The organism is Psychroserpens damuponensis, from assembly GCF_000826655.1.
Classification (GTDB): domain Bacteria; phylum Bacteroidota; class Bacteroidia; order Flavobacteriales; family Flavobacteriaceae; genus Psychroserpens; species Psychroserpens damuponensis.
In genome coordinates this window covers 235,001-259,961 of record NZ_JXJO01000016.1, presented here as the reverse complement: position 1 = coordinate 259,961, position 24,961 = coordinate 235,001, and the positions used below count along the sequence as shown (strand labels likewise).

The 24,961-nt window shown below is 32.3% G+C and carries 27 protein-coding genes (1 of these 27 only partly in view); 19 read left to right on the top strand and 8 right to left on the bottom strand.

Features of this window, described 5'->3' with window-relative positions; translation table 11 throughout:
• Positions 1 to 79 precede the first annotated feature (79 nt).
• Both prmC and TD29_RS08050 read right to left on the bottom strand, forming a co-directional pair.
• A complete protein-coding gene (prmC, locus tag TD29_RS08055) occupies positions 80 to 949 on the bottom strand; it encodes a peptide chain release factor N(5)-glutamine methyltransferase (protein ID WP_040279960.1) in 870 nt (289 codons plus the stop codon).
• On the bottom strand, positions 946 to 1,437 hold the full coding sequence (locus TD29_RS08050) for a GNAT family N-acetyltransferase (RefSeq protein WP_040279959.1): 492 nt from the start codon (positions 1,435 to 1,437) through the stop codon (positions 946 to 948). Before TD29_RS08050 ends, prmC begins: the two co-directional genes overlap by 4 nt.
• A gap of 53 nt (positions 1,438 to 1,490) precedes the next feature.
• On the opposite strand from TD29_RS08050, the gene TD29_RS08045 reads away from it, so the two are divergent.
• The 5 genes from TD29_RS08045 to TD29_RS08025 are packed head-to-tail and all read left to right on the top strand — an operon-like array spanning position 1,491 to position 5,134.
• Complete coding sequence (locus TD29_RS08045; protein ID WP_040279958.1) at positions 1,491 to 1,955, top strand: NDR1/HIN1-like protein; 465 nt, start codon at positions 1,491 to 1,493, stop codon at positions 1,953 to 1,955.
• Complete coding sequence (gene ribD / locus TD29_RS08040) at positions 1,952 to 3,049, top strand: bifunctional diaminohydroxyphosphoribosylaminopyrimidine deaminase/5-amino-6-(5-phosphoribosylamino)uracil reductase RibD (RefSeq protein WP_040279957.1); 1,098 nt, start codon at positions 1,952 to 1,954, stop codon at positions 3,047 to 3,049. Before TD29_RS08045 ends, ribD begins: the two co-directional genes overlap by 4 nt.
• Positions 3,036 to 3,653, top strand: a complete 618-nt coding sequence (locus TD29_RS08035) for an HAD-IA family hydrolase (RefSeq protein ID WP_040279956.1) — start codon at positions 3,036 to 3,038, stop codon at positions 3,651 to 3,653. Before ribD ends, TD29_RS08035 begins: the two co-directional genes overlap by 14 nt.
• On the top strand, positions 3,653 to 4,513 hold the full coding sequence (locus TD29_RS08030) for a DMT family transporter (protein WP_316931852.1): 861 nt from the start codon (positions 3,653 to 3,655) through the stop codon (positions 4,511 to 4,513). The genes TD29_RS08035 and TD29_RS08030 overlap by 1 nt, the downstream gene beginning before the upstream one ends.
• Positions 4,514 to 5,134 (top strand): IMPACT family protein, encoded by a 621-nt coding sequence (locus TD29_RS08025; RefSeq protein ID WP_040279954.1) that lies wholly within the window; start codon positions 4,514 to 4,516, stop codon positions 5,132 to 5,134.
• Here TD29_RS08025 and TD29_RS08020 read toward each other — a convergent pair.
• Positions 5,131 to 5,541 carry an acyl-CoA thioesterase gene (locus tag TD29_RS08020; protein ID WP_040279953.1) on the bottom strand — a complete coding sequence of 137 codons (411 nt, stop codon included), beginning with the start codon at positions 5,539 to 5,541 and terminating at the stop codon, positions 5,131 to 5,133. The two genes, TD29_RS08025 and TD29_RS08020, sit on opposite strands and share 4 nt — an antisense overlap.
• A gap of 190 nt (positions 5,542 to 5,731) precedes the next feature.
• Between TD29_RS08020 and dnaA the strand changes: the two genes are divergently transcribed.
• The 4 genes from dnaA (at position 5,732) to TD29_RS08000 (ending at position 9,824) form a co-directional block, all read left to right on the top strand.
• Positions 5,732 to 7,159 (top strand): chromosomal replication initiator protein DnaA, encoded by a 1,428-nt coding sequence (gene dnaA, locus TD29_RS08015; RefSeq protein ID WP_040279952.1) that lies wholly within the window; start codon positions 5,732 to 5,734, stop codon positions 7,157 to 7,159.
• A gap of 6 nt (positions 7,160 to 7,165) precedes the next feature.
• Entirely contained in the window at positions 7,166 to 7,621 is a 456-nt protein-coding gene (locus tag TD29_RS08010; RefSeq protein ID WP_040279951.1) for a low molecular weight protein-tyrosine-phosphatase, read from the top strand.
• A 74-nt stretch (positions 7,622 to 7,695) separates the two neighbouring features.
• On the top strand, positions 7,696 to 9,105 hold the full coding sequence (locus TD29_RS08005; RefSeq protein ID WP_040279950.1) for a PQQ-dependent sugar dehydrogenase: 1,410 nt from the start codon (positions 7,696 to 7,698) through the stop codon (positions 9,103 to 9,105).
• Between the two features lie 2 nt (positions 9,106 to 9,107).
• A complete protein-coding gene (locus tag TD29_RS08000; protein ID WP_040279949.1) occupies positions 9,108 to 9,824 on the top strand; it encodes an SAM-dependent methyltransferase in 717 nt (238 codons plus the stop codon).
• A 59-nt stretch (positions 9,825 to 9,883) separates the two neighbouring features.
• On the opposite strand, the gene TD29_RS07995 is transcribed toward TD29_RS08000, so the two are convergent.
• From TD29_RS07995 to dapF, 5 genes are all read right to left on the bottom strand, one after another.
• Positions 9,884 to 10,570 carry a hypothetical protein gene (locus tag TD29_RS07995; RefSeq protein ID WP_040279948.1) on the bottom strand — a complete coding sequence of 229 codons (687 nt, stop codon included), beginning with the start codon at positions 10,568 to 10,570 and terminating at the stop codon, positions 9,884 to 9,886.
• A gap of 107 nt (positions 10,571 to 10,677) precedes the next feature.
• Entirely contained in the window at positions 10,678 to 11,601 is a 924-nt protein-coding gene (locus TD29_RS07990) for a DUF2279 domain-containing protein (protein WP_084203417.1), read from the bottom strand.
• The gene (gene mltG, locus TD29_RS07985) at positions 11,601 to 12,644 is read right to left on the bottom strand and encodes an endolytic transglycosylase MltG (protein WP_040279947.1); all 1,044 of its coding nucleotides are present in this window, start codon (positions 12,642 to 12,644) and stop codon (positions 11,601 to 11,603) included. Before mltG ends, TD29_RS07990 begins: the two co-directional genes overlap by 1 nt.
• The gene (locus TD29_RS07980) at positions 12,634 to 13,164 is read right to left on the bottom strand and encodes a GNAT family N-acetyltransferase (RefSeq protein ID WP_040279946.1); all 531 of its coding nucleotides are present in this window, start codon (positions 13,162 to 13,164) and stop codon (positions 12,634 to 12,636) included. The genes mltG and TD29_RS07980 overlap by 11 nt, the downstream gene beginning before the upstream one ends.
• A complete protein-coding gene (dapF, locus tag TD29_RS07975) occupies positions 13,164 to 13,937 on the bottom strand; it encodes a diaminopimelate epimerase (RefSeq protein WP_040279945.1) in 774 nt (257 codons plus the stop codon). The genes TD29_RS07980 and dapF overlap by 1 nt, the downstream gene beginning before the upstream one ends.
• Positions 13,938 to 14,094: 157 nt before the next feature.
• Here dapF and TD29_RS07970 point away from each other — a divergent pair, with 157 nt between their 5' ends.
• The 10 genes from TD29_RS07970 to murQ form a co-directional block, all read left to right on the top strand.
• Positions 14,095 to 15,513 carry a trypsin-like peptidase domain-containing protein gene (locus TD29_RS07970; RefSeq protein WP_040279944.1) on the top strand — a complete coding sequence of 473 codons (1,419 nt, stop codon included), beginning with the start codon at positions 14,095 to 14,097 and terminating at the stop codon, positions 15,511 to 15,513.
• Between the two features lie 169 nt (positions 15,514 to 15,682).
• Positions 15,683 to 17,131: a glyceraldehyde-3-phosphate dehydrogenase gene (locus TD29_RS07965; RefSeq protein ID WP_040280138.1), complete on the top strand. Its 1,449-nt coding sequence runs from the start codon at positions 15,683 to 15,685 to the stop codon at positions 17,129 to 17,131.
• 140 nt (positions 17,132 to 17,271) lie between these two features.
• Positions 17,272 to 17,895: a hypothetical protein gene (locus tag TD29_RS07960; RefSeq protein WP_040279943.1), complete on the top strand. Its 624-nt coding sequence runs from the start codon at positions 17,272 to 17,274 to the stop codon at positions 17,893 to 17,895.
• Between the two features lie 142 nt (positions 17,896 to 18,037).
• Positions 18,038 to 18,478 carry a GNAT family N-acetyltransferase gene (locus TD29_RS07955; protein WP_040279942.1) on the top strand — a complete coding sequence of 147 codons (441 nt, stop codon included), beginning with the start codon at positions 18,038 to 18,040 and terminating at the stop codon, positions 18,476 to 18,478.
• A 73-nt stretch (positions 18,479 to 18,551) separates the two neighbouring features.
• Complete coding sequence (trmD, locus tag TD29_RS07950; RefSeq protein WP_040279941.1) at positions 18,552 to 19,229, top strand: tRNA (guanosine(37)-N1)-methyltransferase TrmD; 678 nt, start codon at positions 18,552 to 18,554, stop codon at positions 19,227 to 19,229.
• Between the two features lie 11 nt (positions 19,230 to 19,240).
• Positions 19,241 to 19,576, top strand: a complete 336-nt coding sequence (locus tag TD29_RS07945) for a hypothetical protein (protein WP_040279940.1) — start codon at positions 19,241 to 19,243, stop codon at positions 19,574 to 19,576.
• Between the two features lie 298 nt (positions 19,577 to 19,874).
• Positions 19,875 to 20,225 (top strand): 50S ribosomal protein L19, encoded by a 351-nt coding sequence (gene rplS, locus TD29_RS07940; protein WP_040279939.1) that lies wholly within the window; start codon positions 19,875 to 19,877, stop codon positions 20,223 to 20,225.
• A gap of 783 nt (positions 20,226 to 21,008) precedes the next feature.
• Positions 21,009 to 21,581, top strand: coding sequence for a pentapeptide repeat-containing protein (locus tag TD29_RS07930; RefSeq protein WP_040279937.1), 573 nt, complete (start codon positions 21,009 to 21,011; stop codon positions 21,579 to 21,581).
• A gap of 155 nt (positions 21,582 to 21,736) precedes the next feature.
• Positions 21,737 to 23,956, top strand: coding sequence for an NADP-dependent isocitrate dehydrogenase (locus TD29_RS07925; protein WP_040279936.1), 2,220 nt, complete (start codon positions 21,737 to 21,739; stop codon positions 23,954 to 23,956).
• Between the two features lie 261 nt (positions 23,957 to 24,217).
• A protein-coding gene (gene murQ, locus TD29_RS07920; RefSeq protein ID WP_040280136.1) for an N-acetylmuramic acid 6-phosphate etherase crosses the window boundary here: on the top strand, positions 24,218 to 24,961 show its 5' portion. Its footprint extends 75 nt past the window's final position; only the first 744 of its 819 coding nucleotides appear in the window; its start codon is at positions 24,218 to 24,220; its stop codon lies off the right edge, out of view.

Here is a 24,961-nt window from a genome sequence, read left to right as displayed (position 1 = left end):
CTAAAACAAGTACAGCATGACGAAATAATAAATATTTAATTCTTAATAAAGGGGATGAAAGCGAGGTGGTCTTAAAAATCTACTTTCTTCCAAAAATCATCCTATCCTTTCCAAACATATCTTTTTTAAACTCAATATCTTTAAAATTAAATTCTTTCATCAATGCAATCATCTCCTGCCCAAGATATTCATTAATTTCAAAATACAACGTTCCGCTGTCTTTGAGATTGAGTCGTGCGAATTCACAAATGACCCTGTAGAACTGCAATGGGTTGTCATCGTCCACAAACAGCGCCAAATGCGGTTCGTTCTCGAGAACGTTTGGCTGAATTTCTACTTTTTCTAGGTTTCGAACGTATGGCGGATTTGAAACTATGACATCAAAATTAACCGCAGCTAAATCGGTTTTAGCATGACGTGAATTCAAAATATTATCATGTATAAAATGTACGTCAACCTCATTTAATACAGCATTTTGTTTCGCGATTTTTAGTGCGTCTTCGGAAACATCTAACGCAGAAACTTTAGCTTTTTTAAGATGTTTTGCTAGAGCGATTGCAATGCATCCTGTTCCTGTTCCTATATCAAGGATTTTCAGTTGAGATGCTTCGTTGTGCTCTGTATGAGAATTTATTATCCAATCTACGAGTTCTTCGGTTTCTGGCCTTGGTATTAAGGTATGCTCATTAACCTTAAATGGTAATCCGTAAAATTCAGTTTCTCCAATAATATATTGAATAGGTTTATGCTGTTTTAATTGTGCCAATGCTTCAAAAAGCGGTTGCTCCTCCTCTTTTGTTACGGCATATTCTGGATATAAAACCAAATGAATACGTTTTAAATCGAGATAATGCTCAATCAATAGGTTGAAAAACGAGTTGACCTCCTCATTTCCGAAGAGATTATCTAATTCATTGTGATATATATGAAGTATGTCTTTTAAAATCATAATGTTTTCTCCATCCAAACACCACATGAGTAATGCCCTGTATTACCTAATGGTTTTGTTCTATGTGTAAATCCGTAAGTTTTATAAATATGAATGGCGGCTTTAAGCTCAGGTATTGTCTCTAAATAACAGGTGTCATAGCCAAATTTTTTGGCAGCTATTAGACATTTTTCTATGAGTTTTTTACCATAACCTTTGCCTCTTACCAAAGATGAAAAATACATTTTTTGAAGTTCACAAACATGACCATCAACATCTTTAAGTTGTTTAATTCCGCCACCTCCTAACACTTGAGTTCCTTTTGCTACAACAAAATAAACAGCTTTATCCTCTTTGTATGCTTCATACATAAACGGTGTTTCGGCATCTTCATAGGCAGTTCCTGTTAATGGCAAATTAAAATCTACAAAACAACGTTTTATGACAGCTTCCATTTGCTTATTGTCCTCTGCTCTAATTTCTCTAATTATTATCGCGTCTTCACTCAACTTATTATCCTATTTTTGTGGCTCGAAGATAATGATAAATCTATTTTAAGACGATGCGTAAACTTATTTTATTATTAACATTAACCATCACATTAGTGAGTTGCTCTGTGAAAGAAAAACCCATTTTTAAAGGTATTGATAACATCGAAGTGGTAGATTCTAATTCAGAAATAATTACGTTAACAGCAACTGCTCTTTTTGAAAACCCAAATGACGTTGGAGGTAATTTAAAAAGTGACGATATATCCATTTTTGTAAATGATATTAAGTTAGCAAAATTATCTTCAGAAAGTTTTGACGTACCTGCACGTAAGGAATTTACAATTCCGTTAAAAGTAGATATTAGTACAGATAGTATTTTGAAATTAAGAGGAACAGATGCCATTGGCTCGTTAATAAGCAGTTTATTAAAAAAGGAAATCAAAGTACAATACAAAGGTGATATTGTGTATAAAACATTCGGATTTTCCTACACCTACGCGGTTGATGAAACTGAAATGGTAAAACTAGAGTATTGAAAACCCACGACATTTACATACAACGCTGTATTGACATCGCCAAAAACGGTTTAGGCACTACTGCTCCAAACCCAATGGTAGGTGCTGTTATTGTGCACCATAATACAATTATAGGTGAAGGCTACACAAGTGCTTATGGTGGACCTCATGCCGAGGTTAATGCTATAAACTCAGTAGAAAACAAAACATTACTTAATGATGCCACACTTTATGTGACATTAGAGCCTTGCTCTCACTTCGGAAAAACGCCACCTTGCAGTGATTTAATTATTAAGCACAATATTGCTAATGTGGTTATTGGTTGCGTTGATGACAATCCCGAAGTAGCAGGAAAAGGCATCGCCAAACTGAAAGCTGCTGGATGCAACGTCACTGTTGGTGTTTTAGAAGCAGAATGCAAACAACACCACCAACGCTTTTTTACGTTTCACAACAAAAAACGTCCATATATTATATTAAAATGGGCAGAAACTGCCAATGGTTTTATTGCTCCTTCGCAAAGAGATGAAAAGAAACCGGTTTGGATCACTAATGCACACTCAAGACAATTAGTACATAAATGGCGAGCAGAAGAGCAGGCTATTTTGGTTGGCACAAATACAGTGTTGGAAGACAACCCAAGTTTAACGGTTAGAGATTGGACTGGTAACAACCCAATAAAGGTTGTTATAGATAGAGCCCTAAAACTCTCAAATGATCATGCCGTTTTTGAAGACACTTTAGACACTATCATTTTTTATGAAGATAAAGACACTTTTGAAAAACCATTTAAAACTGAAACCGGATGGACTGTACACTCTCCAAACTCTAAATTTGGCAATGGTATTTATCATCAAATAGATTGGTCTAAAAAACATGAAATTGCTCAACAACTTTGCAATGCATTATATAAAAGCGACATCAATTCCATCATCATTGAAGGAGGCGCAAAAACACTTCAAACTTTTATTGATGAAAATTTGTGGGATGAAGCTCGTGTTTTTAAAGGACCAGTAACTTTTAAAAACGGAATTACATCGCCAAAGTTTCAAGGCATGCTCATTTCAGAACAAAAAATAACAGACGATACATTACATATATATGTCAACAATTAAAACTCTCATATTTGATTTTGGAGATGTGTTTATCAATTTAGATAAGCAAGGTGCAATGACAAATGCCTTGCAATTGTTTGAAGTAGATGAATTACCAGAAGAACTCGTATCGATAAATACATTATACGAACAAGGTTTGATTTCTACCAAAGAATTTATTGATTTCTACACTGAAAACTTTCCTAAATTATCAGAAAAGGAAATCATTGATGCCTGGAATTTCATCTTAAAAGATTTTCCTGAAAACCGATTAGAATTCTTAAAAAAACTCGCTAAAGACAAAAAGTATAAACTCATTTTATTGAGTAACACTAATGATTTACATATGACTTGGATAGCTAACAACGTATCTTTCTTTGAGGAGTTTAAAGCCTGTTTTGATGTATTTTACCTATCTCACGAGATTTATTTAAGAAAACCTAATGCAGATATTTATGAGTTTGTACTCAAAGAAAACAAACTTAAAGCTGAGGAATGCTTTTTTATCGACGACACAAAAGACAATACAGATACAGCATCTAAACTTGGCATAAAGGTTTGGAATATAGACGAAACCTCACAAGATATAGTAGATTTATTCACTATAAATAAGACTCTATTTTGATGTATTTATTACTAAGCATCCTGGCATCAACGTTTATATTTATCATTTTTAAATTATTTGATAAATATAAAATCAATACGCTTCAGGCTATTGTTGTTAATTATTTTACGGCATGTATATTTGGGTTAATAATGTATGATAAACCCATAAATGTCAATCAAATTGTATCATCAAAATGGATTTATGGAGCTATTGGTTTAGGCTTTCTCTTTATTGCCATGTTCAACGTTATGGCTTTGACAGCGCAGCGTAAAGGTCTTTCTGTAGCATCTGTGGCTTCTAAAATGAGCGTTATTATTCCAATAGTTTTTGGCATTTATGTTTATCATGAAAGTGTTGGTGTTCAAAAAATTATTGGTATTGTGTTGGCTTTAGTTTCGGTGTATTTAAGTTCGGTTAAATCTAGAACCTTAGAGAATCCTACAAAAGGCTTATGGCTTCCTATTATTTTGTTTTTTGGATCTGGTATCATAGACACGTCTATAAAATATATTGAAACCACTTATTTGCCAGAAAATAGCATTCCTATTTTTTCTGCCACTATTTTCGCTTTTGCTTTTGTTATTGGTTCCAGCATTTTACTATTTAAAGCTATTAAGAAGTCTTTTACATTTCCGCTGAAAACCTTAATTGGAGGTATAGCATTAGGAATTACCAACTATGGTTCTATTTACTATTTATTAAAAGCACTTAATCACGAAAGTTTAGAAAGCTCTACCTTATTTACTGTTAATAATGTGGCCATAGTAATGATTTCAACACTATTAGGATTGCTATTTTTTAAGGAAAACATCTCAAAAATAAATTGGGCAGGAATTTTATTAGCAATCATATCCATTGTAATTGTTACTTTAGCATAAATGGAAACAACAGATATTTACAAAACTATAACTAAACCTTCTCCAGAAGTTCTTTTTAAAGATCGAAACAGTAAGTTTTTTGGCTACGCCTTTCCTGTATCTAATGAAGACGAGGTTAAACAACATCTTGAAGACTTAAAAAAACAACACCATCAAGCGAGACATTGGTGCTATGCGTATCAATTTGGAATGCAAGAAAAAGACCATGTATTTAGAGCAAATGACGATGGTGAACCAAACAATAGTGCAGGAATGCCAATTTATGGGCAAATTCAATCTTTTGAAGTCACCAATATCCTTATTATAGTAGTACGCTATTTTGGAGGTACAAAATTAGGAGTTGGCGGATTAATAAACGCGTACAAAACTGGAGCACAAATGGCTTTAGAAGCTTCAAAAATTTTAACCAAAACTGTAAACGTAGAATACAGCATCATTTTTGACTATAAAAACATGAACAAAGTGATGCGAATTATTAAAGAAAAAAATTTAAAAATTAAAAATCAAACCTTAGAGTTACGATGTGAAATTATCATTTCGGTACGATTAAAAGAAGCCAATTCTATATTTGAAATTTTTGACGCGCTTTACGAAATTGACATCAAGGATTTAAACGATTAATTTCGCAGTTTGTCTAAAATATAATCAGGACATTTTGTAGGTCTATTCTTATTTACATCAATGAAGACTAATACAGAATTTCCAGTTGTTAAGATATCGCCTTTCTCATTTATAATTTCATAATTAAACTCAATTTTAGCTGTTGGCAATTTCACCAATGTTGTTTTTACTTTAATCAAATCATCGTAACGCGCTGATTTCTTGTAGTTTATACTTAACGAAACCACAGGCAACATAATTCCACTCTCCTCCATTGCTTTATATGAAAATCCCATTTCTCGAAGCCAACCCGTTCTTCCCATTTCAAAATATTGCGCATAATTACCATGATAAACGACTCCCATTTGATCGGTTTCACCATAGCGAACTCTGAACTCTATCTCAATTGTTTTAGTTAGGTTTTCCATAAATTTTGATATTTTTTTTGTAATTTCGAAACGAACTAAACATGAGAAAAAATTTCTAAATAATCAACCACTTTTGATTTTTTTATTAAGAATTTTGTTCACATATTTGTCACCTGAATGATTGAAGAGAAACTCTGCTTTCTCTTTTTTTTGCTAACTAATTTATCAACACAAAAATTAACCTTAAAGAATGGATATAACTGCGCAATCGGTATGGGATAACTGTCTTTCTTTTATAAAAGACAATATTCAACCACAAGCCTACAAAACATGGTTTGAACCTATAGTAGCAGTTAAGCTTACAGACAATGCTTTAAGCATCCAAGTACCAAGTAAATTTTTCTATGAATGGTTAGAAGAACATTACGTTAAAATTTTAAAAGTTGCGCTTACTAAACAATTAGGTGAATCTGCTAAATTGGTATATGTTATCAAAATGGAAAACACCTATGGTAACAAACAACCATTTACAGAAAAAATACCGAGTTCAAATCGTAGTGCTTTGAAATCTCAAGACGTCGATGTACCTTTAAATAATAAAAATCGAGAACTCAAAAACCCATTTGTAATTCCAGGAATTAGAAATGTAAAAATTGAATCGCAACTCAATCCTAACTATAGTTTTGAAAACTTTCTTGAAGGAGACTCAAATCGTCTCGCAAGAAATGCTGGTTTGGCTGTCGCTAATAAACCTGGAGGCACATCATTTAATCCATTGTTAATTTTTGGAGGTGTTGGCTTAGGAAAAACACATTTAGCTCATGCTATTGGTGTTGATATTAAAGACAAATATCCAGAAAAAACAGTTTTATATATTTCTGCGGAAAAGTTTACACAACAGTATATTGATTCTGTAAAAAAGAATAATAGAAACGATTTTATACATTTTTACCAAATTATAGATGTTTTGATTATTGATGATGTACAATTCTTGTCTGGAAAATCTGGAACTCAAGATGTATTCTTTCACATATTTAATCACTTACATCAAAATGGTAAGCAAGTTATTTTAACTAGTGATAAAGCTCCTGTTGACATGCAAGATATTGAACAACGTTTATTATCTAGATTTAAATGGGGACTTTCAGCAGAATTGCAAAGCCCAGATTTTGAAACCAGAGTGTCTATTCTTAAAAACAAACTCTATCGTGATGGTGTTGAAATGCAAGATGACGTTATAGAATATGTTGCAAAACATATCAAAACTAATGTTCGAGAACTTGAAGGCGCTATAATATCGTTAATCGCTCAATCTTCATTCAATAAAAAAGAAATCACAATAAATCTTGCAAAAGAAATTGTTGAGAAATTTGTAAAGAACACAAAACGTGAAGTCTCTATTGATTACATTCAAAAAGTAGTCTCAGATTATTTCCAAATGGATGTGAGTACATTGCAATCTAAAACCAGAAAGCGTCACATTGTACAAGCGAGACAATTAGCCATGTTTTTTGCTAAAAAATACACTAAAGCCTCTTTAGCTAGTATTGGTTCTCAAATAGGAAAACGTGATCACGCAACAGTACTTCATGCTTGTAAAACTGTTGATAACCTTTCGTCTACAGATAAACAATTTAGAAAATACGTAGAAGACCTTTCTAAAAAATTATCTCTATAAAGTATTATGACTAGTATTCTAATGGTTTGTTTGGGCAACATTTGTCGTTCTCCATTGGCTCATGGTCTTTTAGAATCAAAATTACCAAGCAATCGGTTTTATGTAGATTCTGCAGGTACAGCAAATTATCATGTTGGAGATGCTCCCGACCCTCGTTCTATTGCAGTTGCTAAAACTCACAACATAGACATTTCAAAACAACAAGGACGGCAATTTAAGGTTTCCGATTTTGATACTTTTGATTATATCTACGTTATGGATCAATCTAATTTTGAAAACGTTATTAAACTTGCCAGAAACACGAATGATATGGCAAAAGTTAAACTTATACTTGAAGTAGATACTGCAACTCTAGATAAACAAGTACCTGATCCTTATTATGGTGGTAATTCAGGATTTGAAAACGTATTTCAACTTTTAGATAATGCCACGACCATTATTTCTCTACAACTTTTAAATTAGCCAATATTAAGCCTACTCGGCTTTTCGCCATTTTTTTTCGTATTTTGTAAAAAAAATTCTAAAAATCTAAGACAATGAAAAATATTACATGCCTCCTAGCATGCTGTATGATGTCGTTAACTTTTGCCCAAGACATCTCTTTAGAATCTTTCGCTACAGGACTATCTAGCCCTGTGAATATTAAACACGCTGGAGATGATAGATTGTTTGCAGCAGAAAGAGCAGGAACAATAAAAATCATCAATACTGATGGATCTTTAAACACAACTAATTTTTTAGATATTGATAATTTAGTTACTGATTTAGGAGGAGAACAAGGCTTATTAGCCATGGCTTTTCATCCTAACTATGCCACAAACGGTTTTTTCTATGTTAATTACATAGACAATAATCAAAACACTGTGATTTCGAGATTTACACGAAGCTCTTTTGGTATTGCCGATCCAAATTCAAAAGTTATACTACTAAACATACTACAACCTTTTTCTAATCATAATGGAGGCGATTTACATTTTGGACCAGATGGATACTTATACATCTCACTAGGTGATGGTGGCTCTGGTGGTGATCCAGATAATAGAGCACAGAACCTAAATACCTTATTAGGAAAAATGTTAAGAATTGACGTTAATGTGACTCCAGCAGAAATAGCAGCAGGTACAACCTATCTCATTCCGGCCGACAACCCTTTTATTAGTGATTCTGCAGCATTAGATGAAATTTGGGCCTATGGTCTAAGAAATACATGGAAATTTTCATTCGATAGATCCACTGGTGATTTATGGACAGCTGATGTTGGACAAAATTTTATTGAAGAAATTAATAAGGTCGACGCATCCTCAACAGGCGGAGAAAATTACGGTTGGAAATGTTTTGAAGGCACCTCTATTTTCTCTAGCCAAGCGGGTTGTGACACTATCAATCATGAAACTCCAGTTGCCGAATATAGTCATGGAAGTACTGGCGGATGCTCCATAACAGGAGGTTATGTATACAGAGGAACCAATCAATCCACCTTAGATGGCTTATACTTCTTTGCCGACTTTTGCAATGACGATATTGGTTACGTAGAAGAGGTTTCACCTGGCAATTATGACCTTACCTTTGTTGAAGATTTATCAGGCTTAGGTCTCTCTGCCTTTGGCGAAGATGTTAATGGAGAATTATATATTGTAAGTTTATTTCAAGGTACCGTTTTTAAAATCAATGAAGACAATTTAAGTGTTGACAATCACTCAACAAGCGCTATTAAAATGTATCCAAATCCAGCAAACACCCTTTTAAACTTCAACACTTTAGATACCACAAATCAAATAGAATCTATAGCTATACATGATGTTCAAGGCAAATTAATTGCTAGACATTCTAATTTTGAAGAACAATTAATAACAATATCTACGGAAATGTTAACCACAGGATTATACATCGTAGACATTAGAAACAGTAATGGAGACAAAAGCATTCGCACACTTATTATTAAATAATCATGAGTAATACTTTAGGTAAATTGTACCTCATACCAACACGTCTTGGCGATAATCCTCCTTTAGAGGTCTTGCCTATTTCAGTAAAAAAAATTATTGAAATGATAGATGATTATATTGTAGAGAATGAAAAAACTGCTCGTCGGTTTATTAAAAAAGTAGATTCGAGAAAACAACAATCTTCATTAAACTTTAAGGTTTTAAATAAATACACAACTCCAGAAGAAATTCAAAATTTTCTTGACGATTGCAAAAATGGAAAATCAATGGGATTACTTTCTGAAGCTGGTTGTCCTGGCATTGCTGATCCTGGAGCAGATATTGTGAAACTTGCACATGATAACAATATTCAGGTTGTTCCGTTAGTGGGACCATCGTCAATTGTGCTAGCTTTGATGAGTTCTGGAATGAACGGACAATCATTTGCATTTAATGGCTACATTCCAATTGATAAATCTGAAAGAAAGGCAACACTTAAACGCTTAGAACGCTTGTCTTTTGAGCAAAACCAAACTCAGTTATTTATAGAAACACCTTATCGAAATAATAAAATTTTAGAAGATATTTGCGCAACACTTCACCCTAACACAAGAGTTTGCATAGCTTGCGACATTACATTGCCTTCAGAATATATTAAAACAATGACGGTAAGTGACTGGAAACACGCCAAAATAGATTTACACAAGCGACCAGCAATTTTTGTGATACATAAAGATTAATAAAAAAAGGCAGAATGTAAAATTTACATGCTGCCTTTTTTATACTTTAAATCTATTCGTTACAAAATAGCTTTTGCTTTTTTATCTGCTTCAATAAACGATGTATCGTAACCTGAGAATTTTTTCATATAATATTTTACAGAAGAACCATATGCATCAGATACGTTTGTCCTACCATAGCTTCTTAAAAATTTCTTTACACTTCCAGGTCCTGCTAAATGCGCAGCAGCCAAGATACCAGACTCAGTAACCTCTACTCCATTTATAAATTTACCCTCAAAACGCTTGATGTCTTTTCTTAAAATCCATTTGTTACGTTCTGCATTAGCTAAAAATGCTTTTTCCTGAAGTTTTGGATTATACAAAAACTGATTAGGATTGTAAATTCCAATAAGTTTCAAAGTTTCTGCTCCAAATTGATATTTACCTAAATACCCCAAAGTATTCACCGAGAAATAATTTCCTCTAGATTCTTTAAAAGCCAACGCTTCTTTAAAACCTATATAAGATTTTCCTAAATGCGGAAAATACAGATGCGTAGAATGAAATGGATTTGATAATTGCAAATGATCATACTCAACCTCTTCATCTAAAGATGCAAGATTATGACTCATATCATAATTAAGCTCTAAACCTACCGTAGAATAATCATCAATATTTAATGATTCTTGAGGTTTTAGTGCCACATAAAGCATGGCACAAATAGCTAATGGAATGACGAAATAATTACTTATTTTTTTTATCATAAAGCTAATTTTCTTTAGGACTAAATGTTCCCTAAACTGTCCTAAAATTTCAGCATGCAAATATACGACTTTTATTAACTTATTGAAAATAAGCTGTTAAAGTGTTGTTAAAAGTAGATGTAGTGGAGCTTCGTGCCATTTTCTCGGTCAAACGAAATTGTTGGAGCTGGCACTTTTATGATGTTCAAAACGTCAAAAACGGTTCTCAAAACGCGAGATTTTGTCTTTATTCGACTTAAATCTACATCAAAACTAAGGTAAAATTGTCGCCTCCTATTTTGAGATATATAAAGATTATCTACGCTTTCTGTTCTTGCCGTTAGCATGCCCTCTGCTCCATAACCAAAGGCAACGTTAAACCATTTTGGAATTTTACTATTTTTAAAAAACGAACGTACATTAGCACTTAACCAATATGTTTGTCCGTTATAATCTTTTAACACTTCCTCCAAAAAACCGTCTCCCAGTTTATCTGGACGCTGATTTGCAAAATGAGTTTGATGAAATGAATATTTTAATGCAATACGCTGTTCATCCCAAAGTAATTCTTGACCTACATACAAACCTGTTCCTGTAGCATTCGCTGCCATATCAGACCAAGAAAATCCCCATTCCTGAGAATAACCATCAAAAATCTCAACAGCTGTTAAAAACCCAAAACCTAAAGTAGCACCATATATTAGTTGATCTTTTTTACCAACACCTGCCCAATTAAGTGTGTTGGCTCCAACACGACCTAATTGGTATGATGAAAACACATGACCTAGCTTATCCATTTGTAACCACTCATCAGCATCATTAATGGTTTTAAATTTAGAGCGCTCAAAATCTGCATACCATAATTGATTTAAGCCAATTAAAGTAAGTGAAGCCAATGAGGCCTCTGTAATAACAACAGCATTTCTTCTAGACGTGTTAAGAGAATCACTTGGCTTTAAAAAAATATCAAATTTTGATTGCGTGGGTTGAGCATTTACACATAATGTTACACAACAAGAAAACAACAGCAGTAAGTAACGATTGATAACCATTACTTATTTATCCCTTGAGACGATAAATATCTATGGTATTCTCTCGCATTTGAATTGTGCTGGCTTAAGGTTTTTGCAAATTTATGAAATCCTAACTTTTTGGCATTTGCCACAAAATACAAGTAACTATGTTTTTCAAAATTAAGAACTGCATCAATAGCACTTACGTCTGGCATTGCAATTAAACCTGGAGGTAAACCTAAATTAATATAGGTATTGTAAGGTGAGTTAATTTCTTTATGTTTATTAAGAACGCGTTTAATAATAGTATTTTGATATTCTGGCAACTGATAAGCAGCAAATTTCAAAGTTGGATCTGCTTGTAATGGCATGCCTATTCTAATTCTATTCATGTAAACACCAGCAATACGAGGTTGTTCACTTGCTTGCTTAGATTCTTCATGAACAATAGATGCTAAGGTCAATACTTGATCTCTAGTTAACCCAATAGCTTTTGCTTTGGCATTTCTACTTGTATTCCAAAAACGATTATATTCTTTTAACATGCGATCCCTAAAGCCTTCTGCAGAGGTGTTCCAGAAAAACTCATAGCTATTTGGTATGTACATACCAAGCGCTGTCTTATTTGTAAAACCACTAGCTTTTAAAAATTTAGAATCTGTCATCGCAGTTATTAGTGACACACTATCTGCTTCAATTTGAGTACTAATACGACCTGCTAATTTTTGCAATGTCTCTTGATTATTAAATGCAATTTGAAGCGGCAAATTATGTTGACGTATAGAATTAATAATATCATTATTACTCATCCCATTTTGTATTGCAAAACGTCCTGCTTTTAAATTTGTTGTATATTTTTTTTGTTTAGCTAAAGCATCAAATGCATCTATATCTAGAAGTAAAGGCTCCAATTGTAACCTAACTTCAGCGTAACTTGCATCAGAAGGCACAAAAATATAAGCCTCATCATTATTAAATGCAGTATTTGGCGCGAGCATTGCATTATAAATAAAGTAACCAAAAATTGCAGCTAATATTAAACCAATAATAGCAATTGCCCAAAGTATTTTTTTAATGTACATTTAATATAGATTGTAATAAGTATTCATTTTTATAAGAACCATTAACGAAGTTCCAATCTTTTTTTAGTCCTATGATTTCAAAACCTTGATTTTTAAATAACTTCAAGCTATGATCATTCTCTTCGGAAATGTTACAATACAATTGATGCAAATCTAGATGTGATTTACAATAGCTTATTAATAATTGTAACGCTTCTTTTCCGTAGCCTTTTTGCCTATGATTAGAATCATTTATTAAAATTCCAATTCCTGCACGTCTATTTTTAAAATCAAAATCAAATACATCTATCAAACCCAAAGCATCGTTATTATAATTACAAATTACAAGTCGTAATTGCTTCACTTCAAATATATCTTTATGAGCGTGTTCTAGATATTGTTTTATTAAAAACTTAGAATATGGTGTAATTGTATTACTTATTTCCCAAATATCTTGATTATTTTCAATGTGATGAATAAATTCTAGATCTTCCGGCTCTAGCGCTCTTAAATAAATATGTTCTCCTTTGAGTGTAATCATTAAATATGTCCTTTAAAAACCTGGGTTGCAGGACCAATAAGCCAAATATTTTTATAATCAGTATTAGAGATTTCAAAAGACACTTGTAATTCACCACCTTCCGTTTTTAGTGTAATTAGATTCTTTTCGGTTTCTCCAATAAAATGCATAGCTAAAGCTACTGCTGTCACACCTGTTCCGCAAGATAAGGTTTCATCCTCAACACCTCTTTCGTAGGTTCTTACAGCAAATTTTTCTTCGGAAATTTTAGATACAAAGTTAACATTGCTTCCTTTTTTATTATAAGGAGCTCCTTGTCGAATTTCCCTTCCGAAGTGCTTAACATCAAAAGCAGATAATTGGTCTTCCATTTGAACATGGTGTGGAGAACCCGTATCTAAAAACACATGTGTTTTATGGTTTTCTATATGATGTACATCTTGCATTTGCAGACGAACAATGCCGTTATCTATACATGCTTTGTGCAAACCGTCAATAGCTTCAAAAGTTGCCTCATTTTTAATCACCTCTAGGAAATTGGCGAAAGCTACAATACAGCGACCTCCATTACCACACATGGTGCTTTCATTTCCGTCGGCATTGAAATAGACCATTTTAAAGTCACACGACTCATGGTTTTCTAACAATATCAAACCATCTGCGCCAATACCAAAACGTCTATCACATAAAAATGCAATGTTTTTAGTATTCGTTTTATCAAACGTTTGCTGACGATTATCAATCATCACAAAGTCGTTACCTGTTCCTTGATATTTGTAAAAAATTTGTTTCATAAGTCGTGCAAATATAGCAATAATGAATCAAAAATTAGACTGTTAAATGAGCGTTAATAGCGACGTTAAAAATCGTTAAAGTTGAATTTCGATTTCAATAAATACTTAATTTTAATCGTTAATATATTTTAAATAAACAATAAAAACCTAATTACTAATGAAAAAGATTTTAACCTTAGTATTTGCTTCTGTGTTAGGTGGAGTAATAGCATTATCTACCTACACATACTTTTTTAATAATGAACAAACGGTCACTTTTGAAAACAATAAAGAGCAACCGTCATTTTTAAACGCAAATTACAACCCGAAAACAACAAATTTAATTAATGCTAACACACCAGATTTTACACTTGCTGCAGAACACACAATACACTCTGTAGTTCATGTTAAAAATACAGCTATGGTGAGTGGCAGGCAAACGTTACAAGATTTAATTTATGGTCGTCAATCAACTCAAAGAGCTCAAGTAGGTACTGGAAGTGGTGTTATAGTATCACCAGATGGTTATATTATAACCAATAATCATGTGATTGCTGGGTCTAATAAAATTTCAATTACTTTAAATGATAATCGCACCTATGAAGCCCAATTAATTGGTACAGATGAAAAAACCGATATTGCCCTTTTAAAAATAGAAGCCGAAGATGATTTGCCTTCAATTGAATTTGGAGATTCTGATACTGCAAAAATTGGAGAATGGGTTTTAGCTGTTGGTAACCCTTTTAATTTAACGTCTACTGTAACTGCCGGAATTATTAGCGCTAAAGCTCGTGATTTATCTGGTAGAAATTCTCAGTCATTTATTCAAACAGATGCGGCTGTAAATCCTGGTAATTCGGGTGGAGCTTTAGTAAATTCTACAGGTCAACTTATAGGTATCAACACAGCGATCTCATCTCAAACAGGTTCTTACATTGGGTATTCTTTTGCTGTACCAAGTAATATTGCAAAAAAAGTAATTCAAGATATTATAGAATACGGTGATGTTCAAGAAGGTGTATTAGGAATTTCAATATTAAATAGAAATTCTCAAGAAGCAGTAGAAAAAGGTATAAACGAAATTGAAGGTGTGTATGTATCAGAAGTTGAAGAAAAATCTGGAGCTAAAAAAGCAGGCATTCAAAATGGAGATATTATCAAAAAACTAGATAATATTAATATAAATAAGTTTACAGATTTAAGTGGGTATTTAAAAACAAAACGTCCAAATGATGTTGTTAATGTTGAAGTTCTTAGAGATGATGAAATTAAATCCATACCTGTAACGCTTTCAAAAAGTGATATTATTAGTGTAGATTTTATTGATATGGAGCTACGCAACCTTCCGAAGAAATTTAAAAAAGCAACGAGCATCAACGAAGGTGTTGTTGTACAGAATATAAAAAATAAGTTTTTATACGCAAAATTAGGAATTAGACCAGGATACATAATTACAGGTATTAATGATATACCAATTAAAACGGTTGAGGATATTTCAGACTTTGTTGCAAAACATGGTGATAAAGCCCAAGACAATATTTTTAAATTAGAATATATGAATTCGAAATTAGAACGTAAAGAAGTAATTTTTAGATAAGAATTGAAGGTGAATTAGTTAGTGAAAAAGACCTTTGGAAATTTAGTTTTCTGAAGGTTTTTTTATTTTTTAGAAATACACTACGAAAACGTTTGAAATATACTATTTTTGCAAAAAATTTATACAACACAACCAGACTGCCTAACTAGCAGACACTAAATTAATGACAATGAGTTTTAACGGAACTTACGAAAAAGAACTTGCTTTTCAAGCAGATCGAAGACGAGCTACAGTAGAATTTATTAAAATTGTAAGCGATCTTTGGTATGACAAATCAATAGAATTGGTACTTTTTAGAAACCAGTTGATTGACCGCAATGTGAGCGAAATTTTAAATCTTCACGAGTATGCTGGAGAATTTGTACAAAAACCTATCTCAATTTTTGATTCGGTAGAAATTGCTCAAGCTATTTTAGCTTTAGATATGCCTCCTGCAAAATTAGATATTGGTAAATTAACTTATGAGTTTCATTTAGAAGACCAAACTTATAGCAATGCTACAGCATTTGTTGCTTCTAAACTTAAAGATGCAAAAAAGAATAAAGTAATAGAGCCTAAAGATGTAGTTCTTTATGGTTTTGGAAGAATTGGCCGTTTAGTCGCAAGAGAATTAATGACGAGAACTGGTAAAGGCAGTCAATTACGCTTAAGAGCTATTGTTACTCGTGGTACAGTTGATGAAACTGTTTTAGAAAAACGTGCGTCTTTATTGCGTAACGATTCGGTACATGGTGATTTTTCAGGGACTGTAACTACTGATATTGATAACACTGCATTAATAATTAATGGTACGACTGTAAAAATCATTTCTGCAAATAATCCAGAAGATATTGATTATACTAGTTATGGTATTAATAACGCATTAGTGATCGATAATACTGGAGCTTTTAGAGATGATAAAGCATTAAAAAGGCATTTAAAATCTAAAGGTGTAGAAAAAGTATTATTGACTGCTCCAGGAAAAGGCGTTCCTAACATTGTTCATGGTGTTAATCATTTAGAACATAATCCTGAGAAAGTTGATATTTTTTCTGCCGCATCTTGTACTACAAACGCTATCACTCCTATTTTACAAGTTATGGAAGATACCTTTGGCGTAGTAAGTGGACATTTAGAAACCATTCATGCGTATACAAATGATCAAAATTTAGTTGATAATTTCCACGGAAAATATCGTCGTGGTAGAGCTGCTGCACTTAATATGGTTATAACAGAAACAGGTGCAGGTAAAGCAGTCACAAAAGCATTACCTTCGTTTGAAGGTAAATTAACGTCAAACGCTATTAGAGTACCAGTACCAAATGGATCTTTAGCGATACTTAATTTGGAGTTAAATAAAGAAACTTCAATTGAAAGTATCAATACAGTTATGAAAAAATATGCTTTAGAAGGTAATCTTGTTGAGCAAATTAAGTATGAAATGAATGATGAATTAGTATCTAGCGATATTGTTGGTTCTTCGGCTCCTGCTATTTATGACAGTAAAGCCACAATAGTTAGAACCGATGGTAAAAATGCCATCTTATATATTTGGTATGATAATGAGTATGGTTATAGCCATCAAGTAATTAGATTGGCAAAATACATTGCTAAAGTAAGACGTTTTACTTATTATTAGTAGACACTAACATCCAAAATAAATTTTGAACCGTATATAATCTAGCCTTGCATTTTGTGAGGCTAAATTATATACTTGTTACACTATAAATTATTATATTGCCATTTATTAATTAGCTATTAATTTTCAACCAAACCAAAATGAGATTTTTTAGAACGCTTTTACTCACAGCTTTAACACTTTTATTGTTTTCTACATCTAATGCTCAAAATTCAGATGATGATCAAGAATTATCTTTAAATAGTGGAACAATAGATAATCAGTTTGAATATGTTTTTAGAAAATCTGGAAACTTTAAAGGCACTAAAGGTCAGCAATACGAAGCCGTAAAGCAAGCTTGGTTATTAAGACTAAAAGCAAATGTTTTAGACTCACTAAAAACAACTTACAAGGAGCTTGACGAAACTCAAGTAGTCGTGTCTACTCAAGCTAAAACTATTGATAATTTAAATACCGAATTAAGTAATACGAAGGCTGAATTAACAAATACAATTTCTGAAAAAGATAGTATGGAATTGTTTGGAATACCAATGACAAAACCCAATTACAGCTTAACACTTTGGAGCATTGTTGGTGTATTATCTGCCTTGTTATTATTTTTTATTTTTAAATACCGAAATAGTAATGCCATTACTAAGCAGTCTAATAAAAGTTTAGCTGAGATAGAAGAAGAATTTGAAGAGCATAGACGTAATGCTTTAGAACGTGAGCAAAAAGTAAGACGTCAATTGCAAGATATGATTAATGAGCAGAAAAAGGCTTAGTTAATCAATTGTCATTCAGAGGTGCTTTTTTTAAGCGACGAAGGAATCTAATAATATCAATAAAAATCTGTAATTTTAATTACAGATTTTTTTTGTTTAACCATACCACGCTCGTTCGTTTAATAAAATCGAAACATTTATTATGGAAATAAATCGTGCAAAACTCAAAGACCTTGACCAATTAGCTCCGCTTTTTGATGGGTATCGTATATTTTACAAACAAGACTCTAATATCGAAGCTGCCAAACGTTTTCTAAAACAGCGCATGATAAAAAACGATTCTATTATTTATATCGCTTATGAAAATGAAGTTGCTGTTGGGTTTACACAATTGTATCCTTTATTTTCTTCAGTATCAATGAAACCCATGTATATGCTTAATGATTTGTTTGTAAGTTTAACACATCGAAATCAAGGTGTTGGCGAAGCATTGATTAATCGTGCAAAGCGTTTGTGCCAATCTGAAAACAATAAAGGTCTCGCCATACAAACCGCTTTTGATAATACTGCACAACTATTATATGAACGTTTAGGTTTTGAAATTGATACAGATTTACAGTTTTTTTGGAGTCATACTAAATAAAATATACACAAAAGATATTTGTTTTAAGTTCAACTTATAATTATCCTATCTTCGCAATCCAAAATTAATTATCATGCGCATAGATATCATAACCGTATTACCAGAATTACTTAAAAGCCCTTTTGAGGCTTCCATTTTAAAACGTGCCATAGAAGCTAATTTGGTGAGTGTGCACTTTCACAACTTGAGAGATTTTGCTACAGGTGGCTACAAAGCTATTGACGACACTCAGTTTGGAGGTGGTGCAGGCATGGTCATGATGATGGAACCTATAGATAAATGTATTACCAAATTACAAAGTGAACGTGATTATGACGAGATTATTTATATGACTCCTGATGGTGAACGCCTCAATCAAGGCATTGCCAATCAAGTATCACTTAAAGAAAATATTATAATTCTCTGCGGACATTATAAAGGTGTAGATCAACGTGTACGTGATAAGTTTATAACTAGAGAAATCTCTATTGGAGATTATGTTTTGTCTGGTGGCGAATTAGGTGCTGCTGTTTTATGTGATGCTATAATACGTTTAATACCTGGAGTTTTAGGTAATGAAACGTCTGCCTTAACCGATTCATTTCAAGATGGATTGCTCGCTCCACCCATTTATACAAAACCAAGAGAATATGATGGCATGAAAGTTCCTGAAGTTTTATTTAGCGGAAATTTTCCTGAAATCGAAAAATGGCGAGAAGAACAAGCCTATTTAAGAACTAAAAAATTGCGTCCAGATTTATTGGAAGACTAATCATTATAACTATGGAAAATTACGAATACCTCTACTCTATTAGTTCTGTTATTTATTTTCTAGCAGGAATATGTGTCATTACAGCCAGTATCATATTATATTCTAAAAAACGAACAGTAGCAACTCTACTTATCTTGATTGGAAGTATTTCTGCTTTTATATTAAATACAGGCAGTATATTCTTAGGTTTGATAACTGGTCGTTTTGATATGGATACATATATTCAAATTAATGCTATAGTAAATATTATTAGTGGTTTAGCTTATGCTTTATTTTGTATAGGCTTGTTACTTTTTGTGGTAAACGACTATAAAAAAGAAGCAACTATAACTAAATCTTTAGACTAAAGCTTAAGCTTCAATCCATTCTCATTTCAAATCTATATATATTATAGTCAGCACTTGTGTTAAGGATTGTAGCATTGTTGGAGCTCCTCGAAGAGAGCGACTGCGAAAAGCCTGACGTTTTGCATATGACATAAACAACGTTTAATCACCCAACATTCTTGCAAAAGGGAACACCCAAAAAAAACAAACTAATAATTGCCAATTATCAATTATTAATTATCTTTGCACCCACTTTTAGATTAACCTCTGGCGAGAATCGTGAATGTTGATTTGAAACAATCATTATAAATAGTATAAAATGAGTTTAGTAAAATTTGTACAAGACGAATTTGTAACAAAAAAAGATTTTCCAGAATTTGGAGCTGGTGATACATTAACAGTGTATTACGAAATTAGAGAAGGTGAAAAAGTACGTACACAGTTTTTTAAAGGTGTCGTATTACAGGTTAAAGGATCGGGTTCTTCTCAAACATTTACCATTAGAAAAATGTCTGGTACTGTTGGTGTTGAGCGTATCTTCCCAATTAATTTACCTGCACTTCAAAAAATTGAAGTTAATAAGAAAGGTAAAGTTAGAAGAGCAAGAATCTTTTACTTTAGAGGTCTTACTGGTAAAAAAGCTAGAATTAAAGAAGTTAGAAGAAAATAAGTTTCGACTACATACATTAAGAAAAGCCTTGACAATTGTCAAGGCTTTTTTGGTTATTAACTTTTGTTAATAACTATGGTTTATAAAATGTGAATATCTAAATAGTTAAAAAATTGACAATAATCAACTTAAACCATATATTTATAAAACAATTAACAACAAACTTAGTTTGTTTTTGAATTAACTTTTGAATTAATGTTAAATTGTATCAAAGAAACGTTCTTTATATAGTATTGTTATTTGAGGTTTTAGAAAAAGTATGTGCAAGCATATAACTATAAAACCATGAAGCTAAAAATGTATTGGATGTGTAAACAGGCAATAGATTTTCAAGCGGAAAGCTTTGAAAAAGTAGCAGCATCGAAAGTGAATGTGAAAAGGACGAGCAATGTTATTGTAGTGTGCAACACGACAGTGAAAAGTGCAAACAGTATACATCAAGAAAAACAATCTAAAAACGAAACGTAGTAGTAACAGGTCAATACATTTTGAAAGTTATGAACTGTTTCATTGTTTTAGTAATACAGATTTAATAACGTAAGTAACATTTGTTTATTTATCTTAGTCTTAACAGCAATGTTAAAGAAATCGTGTTAAACTAATTCAAAAAAAGCCATATCAAAGTAGTCAGCTACAGTGATATGGCTTTTGTTTTTTATAGAAATTTCATTTTATAAATCAATAGCGATTTCAAAATGAATAATCAAACCAATCTCAATCGCAGTACAAAATTGAGTTTTCATTTGCTTTTTATAACTTTGGTTATTCCAAGCCATAGAACACATGATCCTTCCATATATACATGATAAAACATTTAAAAGTAAAAATTATACTAGTAATCACTTAACTCAAGCAGAATATGATGATTGTGTATTCATTAATTGTGATTTTTCCGAATCTTACATTTCTAATATTAGTTTTTTAGAGTGTGAATTTATAGACTGCAATTTTAGTATGGTAAAATGTAAAGGTACTAGCTTTAAAGATGTCGTTTTTAATAACTGTAAACTTGTTGGTTTCCCTTTTCATGACTGTAATCCTTTTTTAATGTCTATAACTTTTACAAAATCACAATTACACCTAGCTTCCTTTTATAATTTACAACTTAAAAACACAACGTTTAAAGCATGTAAACTACAACAAACAGATTTTACCAATGCCAATTTAAATGGCTCCACATTTGATAACTGCAATCTAGATCAAACTATTTTTGACAACACTATATTAGAAAAAGTAGACTTCTCAACGTCATACAATCTTACTATTAATCCTAATAGCAATCGCATAAAAAATGCTCGTTTTTCAAAAGAAAACGCCTTAGGTCTTTTACATGTTTTTCAAATAAATATTGATTAGATCTTTAAATTTTAACTCATACTTAAGTAAAACTTTTTATACCATAAAAAAGTAGAGTTAATCTGGTATACATGTTTCTAATAAACATCAGTTTTTCGTATATTAGCGAAGCTTAATTTCTAAGCATTTTTAACACACTAAATTCTAAATATTTTATGGCAAATACTCCTACAATCATTTATACTAAAACAGATGAAGCTCCAGCATTAGCAACACACTCACTGTTACCTATTATAAAATCATTTACAAAATCGTCAAACATAAATATTGAAAGTAGAGATATCTCTCTTGCCGCTCGTATTTTGGCAAATTTTCCTGATTTTTTAAATGATACACAACGTGTACCAGATGCTTTAGCAGAATTAGGAGAATTAGCAAAAAGTCCTGACGCAAATATTATAAAATTACCAAACATTAGTGCATCTGTACCGCAATTAAAAGGTGCTATATCTGAATTACAAGATCAAGGTTACGAGCTACCAAACTATCCAGATGAGCCTTCAAATGACGAAGAAAAAGAAATTAAGGTGCGTTACGATAAAATAAAAGGTAGTGCTGTAAACCCAGTGTTACGTGAAGGAAACTCTGATAGACGTGCACCTAAAGCTGTTAAGAATTTTGCTAAAATGAATCCGCATTCAATGGGTGTTTGGTCTAAAGATTCTAAATCACATGTAGCCACAATGACTCATGGTGATTTTGCGCATAACGAAGTTTCAGTAACTCTAGAAGAGGCAACTACTGTGAAAATTGTTCATACTGACTCTAAAGGTAATGCTACAATTTTAAAAGATGGTTTATCCTTACTAAAAGGAGAAATCATTGATGCAACAATTATGAGTAAAAAAGCATTACTTGAGTTTTTAGAAGAACAAGTAGAAGATGCTTTAGATAAAAGTGTATTGTTCTCTCTACATATGAAAGCAACAATGATGAAAGTATCAGACCCAATTATTTTTGGTCATGCAGTTCGTGTGTTTTTTAAAGATTTATTTGAAAAACATGGAGCTACGTTTGATAAAATTGGAGTTGATGTAAATAATGGTTTCGGTAACCTTTTAGATAAGTTAAGTGAACTCTCTGAAGACAAACGCGATGAAATTAGAGATGATATTAGATTTGCTCTTGACCATGGTGCAGATTTAGCAATGGTAAATAGTGATCGTGGTATTACTAATTTACATGTACCAAGTGATGTCATAATTGATGCTTCAATGCCTGCAATGATTCGTACTTCTGGGCAAATGTGGAATGCAGATGGAAAACAACAAGACACAAAAGCTGTAATTCCTGATAGTAGTTATGCCGGGATTTACACAGCAACAATAGATTTCTGTAAAAAACATGGTGCTTTTGACCCAACTACGATGGGAACTGTACCTAATGTAGGACTTATGGCTCAAAAAGCAGAAGAATATGGTTCTCACGATAAAACATTTGAAATAGCCTCTAAAGGAAAAGTAGAAGTTATCAATGCCTCAGGTGATGTATTAACATCACATAAAGTTGAAGAAGGTGATATTTGGAGAATGTGCCAGGTTAAAGATGCACCAATTCAAGATTGGGTAAAATTAGCAGTAGCCCGTGCAAAAGCATCAAACACTCCTGCAGTTTTCTGGTTAGATAAAAAGAGAGCTCATGATGCAGAGTTAATTAAAAAAGTAAATACTTATCTACAAGATCACGATACAACAGGTTTAGATATTAGAATCCTCTCTCCTATTAAAGCAACCGAGTTTACACTAGAAAGAATAAAAGATGGAAAGGATACAATTTCTGTATCAGGTAATGTTTTACGTGATTATTTGACAGACTTATTTCCAATCCTAGAATTAGGAACGAGTGCAAAAATGTTATCAATCGTTCCATTAATGAATGGAGGAGGCTTATTTGAAACTGGTGCTGGAGGTTCTGCACCTAAGCATGTGCAACAATTTACTGAAGAAAACCATTTGCGTTGGGATTCACTTGGTGAGTTTTTAGCGCTAGCTGTATCTTTAGAGCACTTCGGAAATGTAAACGATAATAAAAGAGCAATCATTTTATCAGAAACTTTAGATGAAGCAACAGAGAAATTATTAGCAAACGGTAAATCTCCATCTAGAAAAGTAAATGAATTAGATAACCGAGGGAGTCACTTTTATTTATCATTATATTGGGCTGAAGCTTTAGCAAACCAAACTAATGATCAAGATTTAAAAGCCGAATTTACTAAGGTCTATAAAGATTTAAATTCACAAGAAGCTAAAATTGTTGAAGAATTAAATACAATTCAAGGTAATAGTGTAAATCTAAATGGGTACTTTGAACCTAACGAAGGTTTAACCACAAAAGCTATGAGACCTAGCACTACATTTAACAAAATAATCGATTAACATACTGTATATATTACCAATAAAAAGACCGTCAAAATGATGGTCTTTTTTTATTAATAAAATAAACTTACACTTTTAATAGGGTATTAATAATTGCAGACATTAATAACCTACTTTTTAATATATAATAACAAATTTTGGACGTTACCCTTTAAAGTTCTAACTTTAAAGGGTCGTGTCATCCACTATATCTTTTTGTAAAAAACAAAAAGGATGCCGCTTCTACCACTAACGCAGAAAAAAATAGCCTTATTTAACATTATGACCTTTACAAAAACAACTGAGCAAGATTCAAACTATAACCATTTAGAAAAAATGACTATAAATGAATTATTAACTCATATCAATAATGAGGATAAAACAGTTCCTTTAGCTGTAGAAAAAGCAATGCCTCAAATTGAAAATCTAATAGAACAAATAGTAATAAAACTAAAAGCAGGAGGTAGATTATTTTATATTGGAGCTGGTACAAGTGGTAGGCTCGGCATTTTAGATGCCTCCGAATGTCCTCCTACATTTGGAGTTTCTCACGATTTAGTGATTGGCCTTATAGCTGGAGGTGATACAGCAATAAGAAAAGCAGTCGAATTTGCAGAAGACTCTACTAATAAAGGCTGGGAAGATCTTAACACGTATAATATTTCCGAGAAAGATGTTGTAATTGGTATTGCGGCTTCAGGTACAACACCTTATGTAATAGCCGCATTAGAACATTGTAATTCTAAAAAAATTATCACAGGATGTATTACATGTAACAAAAACAGTCCACTATCACAAGTATCTAAATATCCTATTGAAGTTATTGTAGGTCCGGAATTTGTTACCGGAAGTTCTCGATTGAAAGCAGGAACAGCTCAAAAATTAGTACTAAATATGATATCAACATCAGCAATGATTAAGCTTAATAAAGTAAAAGGTAACAAAATGGTTGATATGCAACTAAGCAATAACAAATTGTTTGATAGAGGGATAAGAATGCTTGTAAAGGAACTAAATATTAATTAT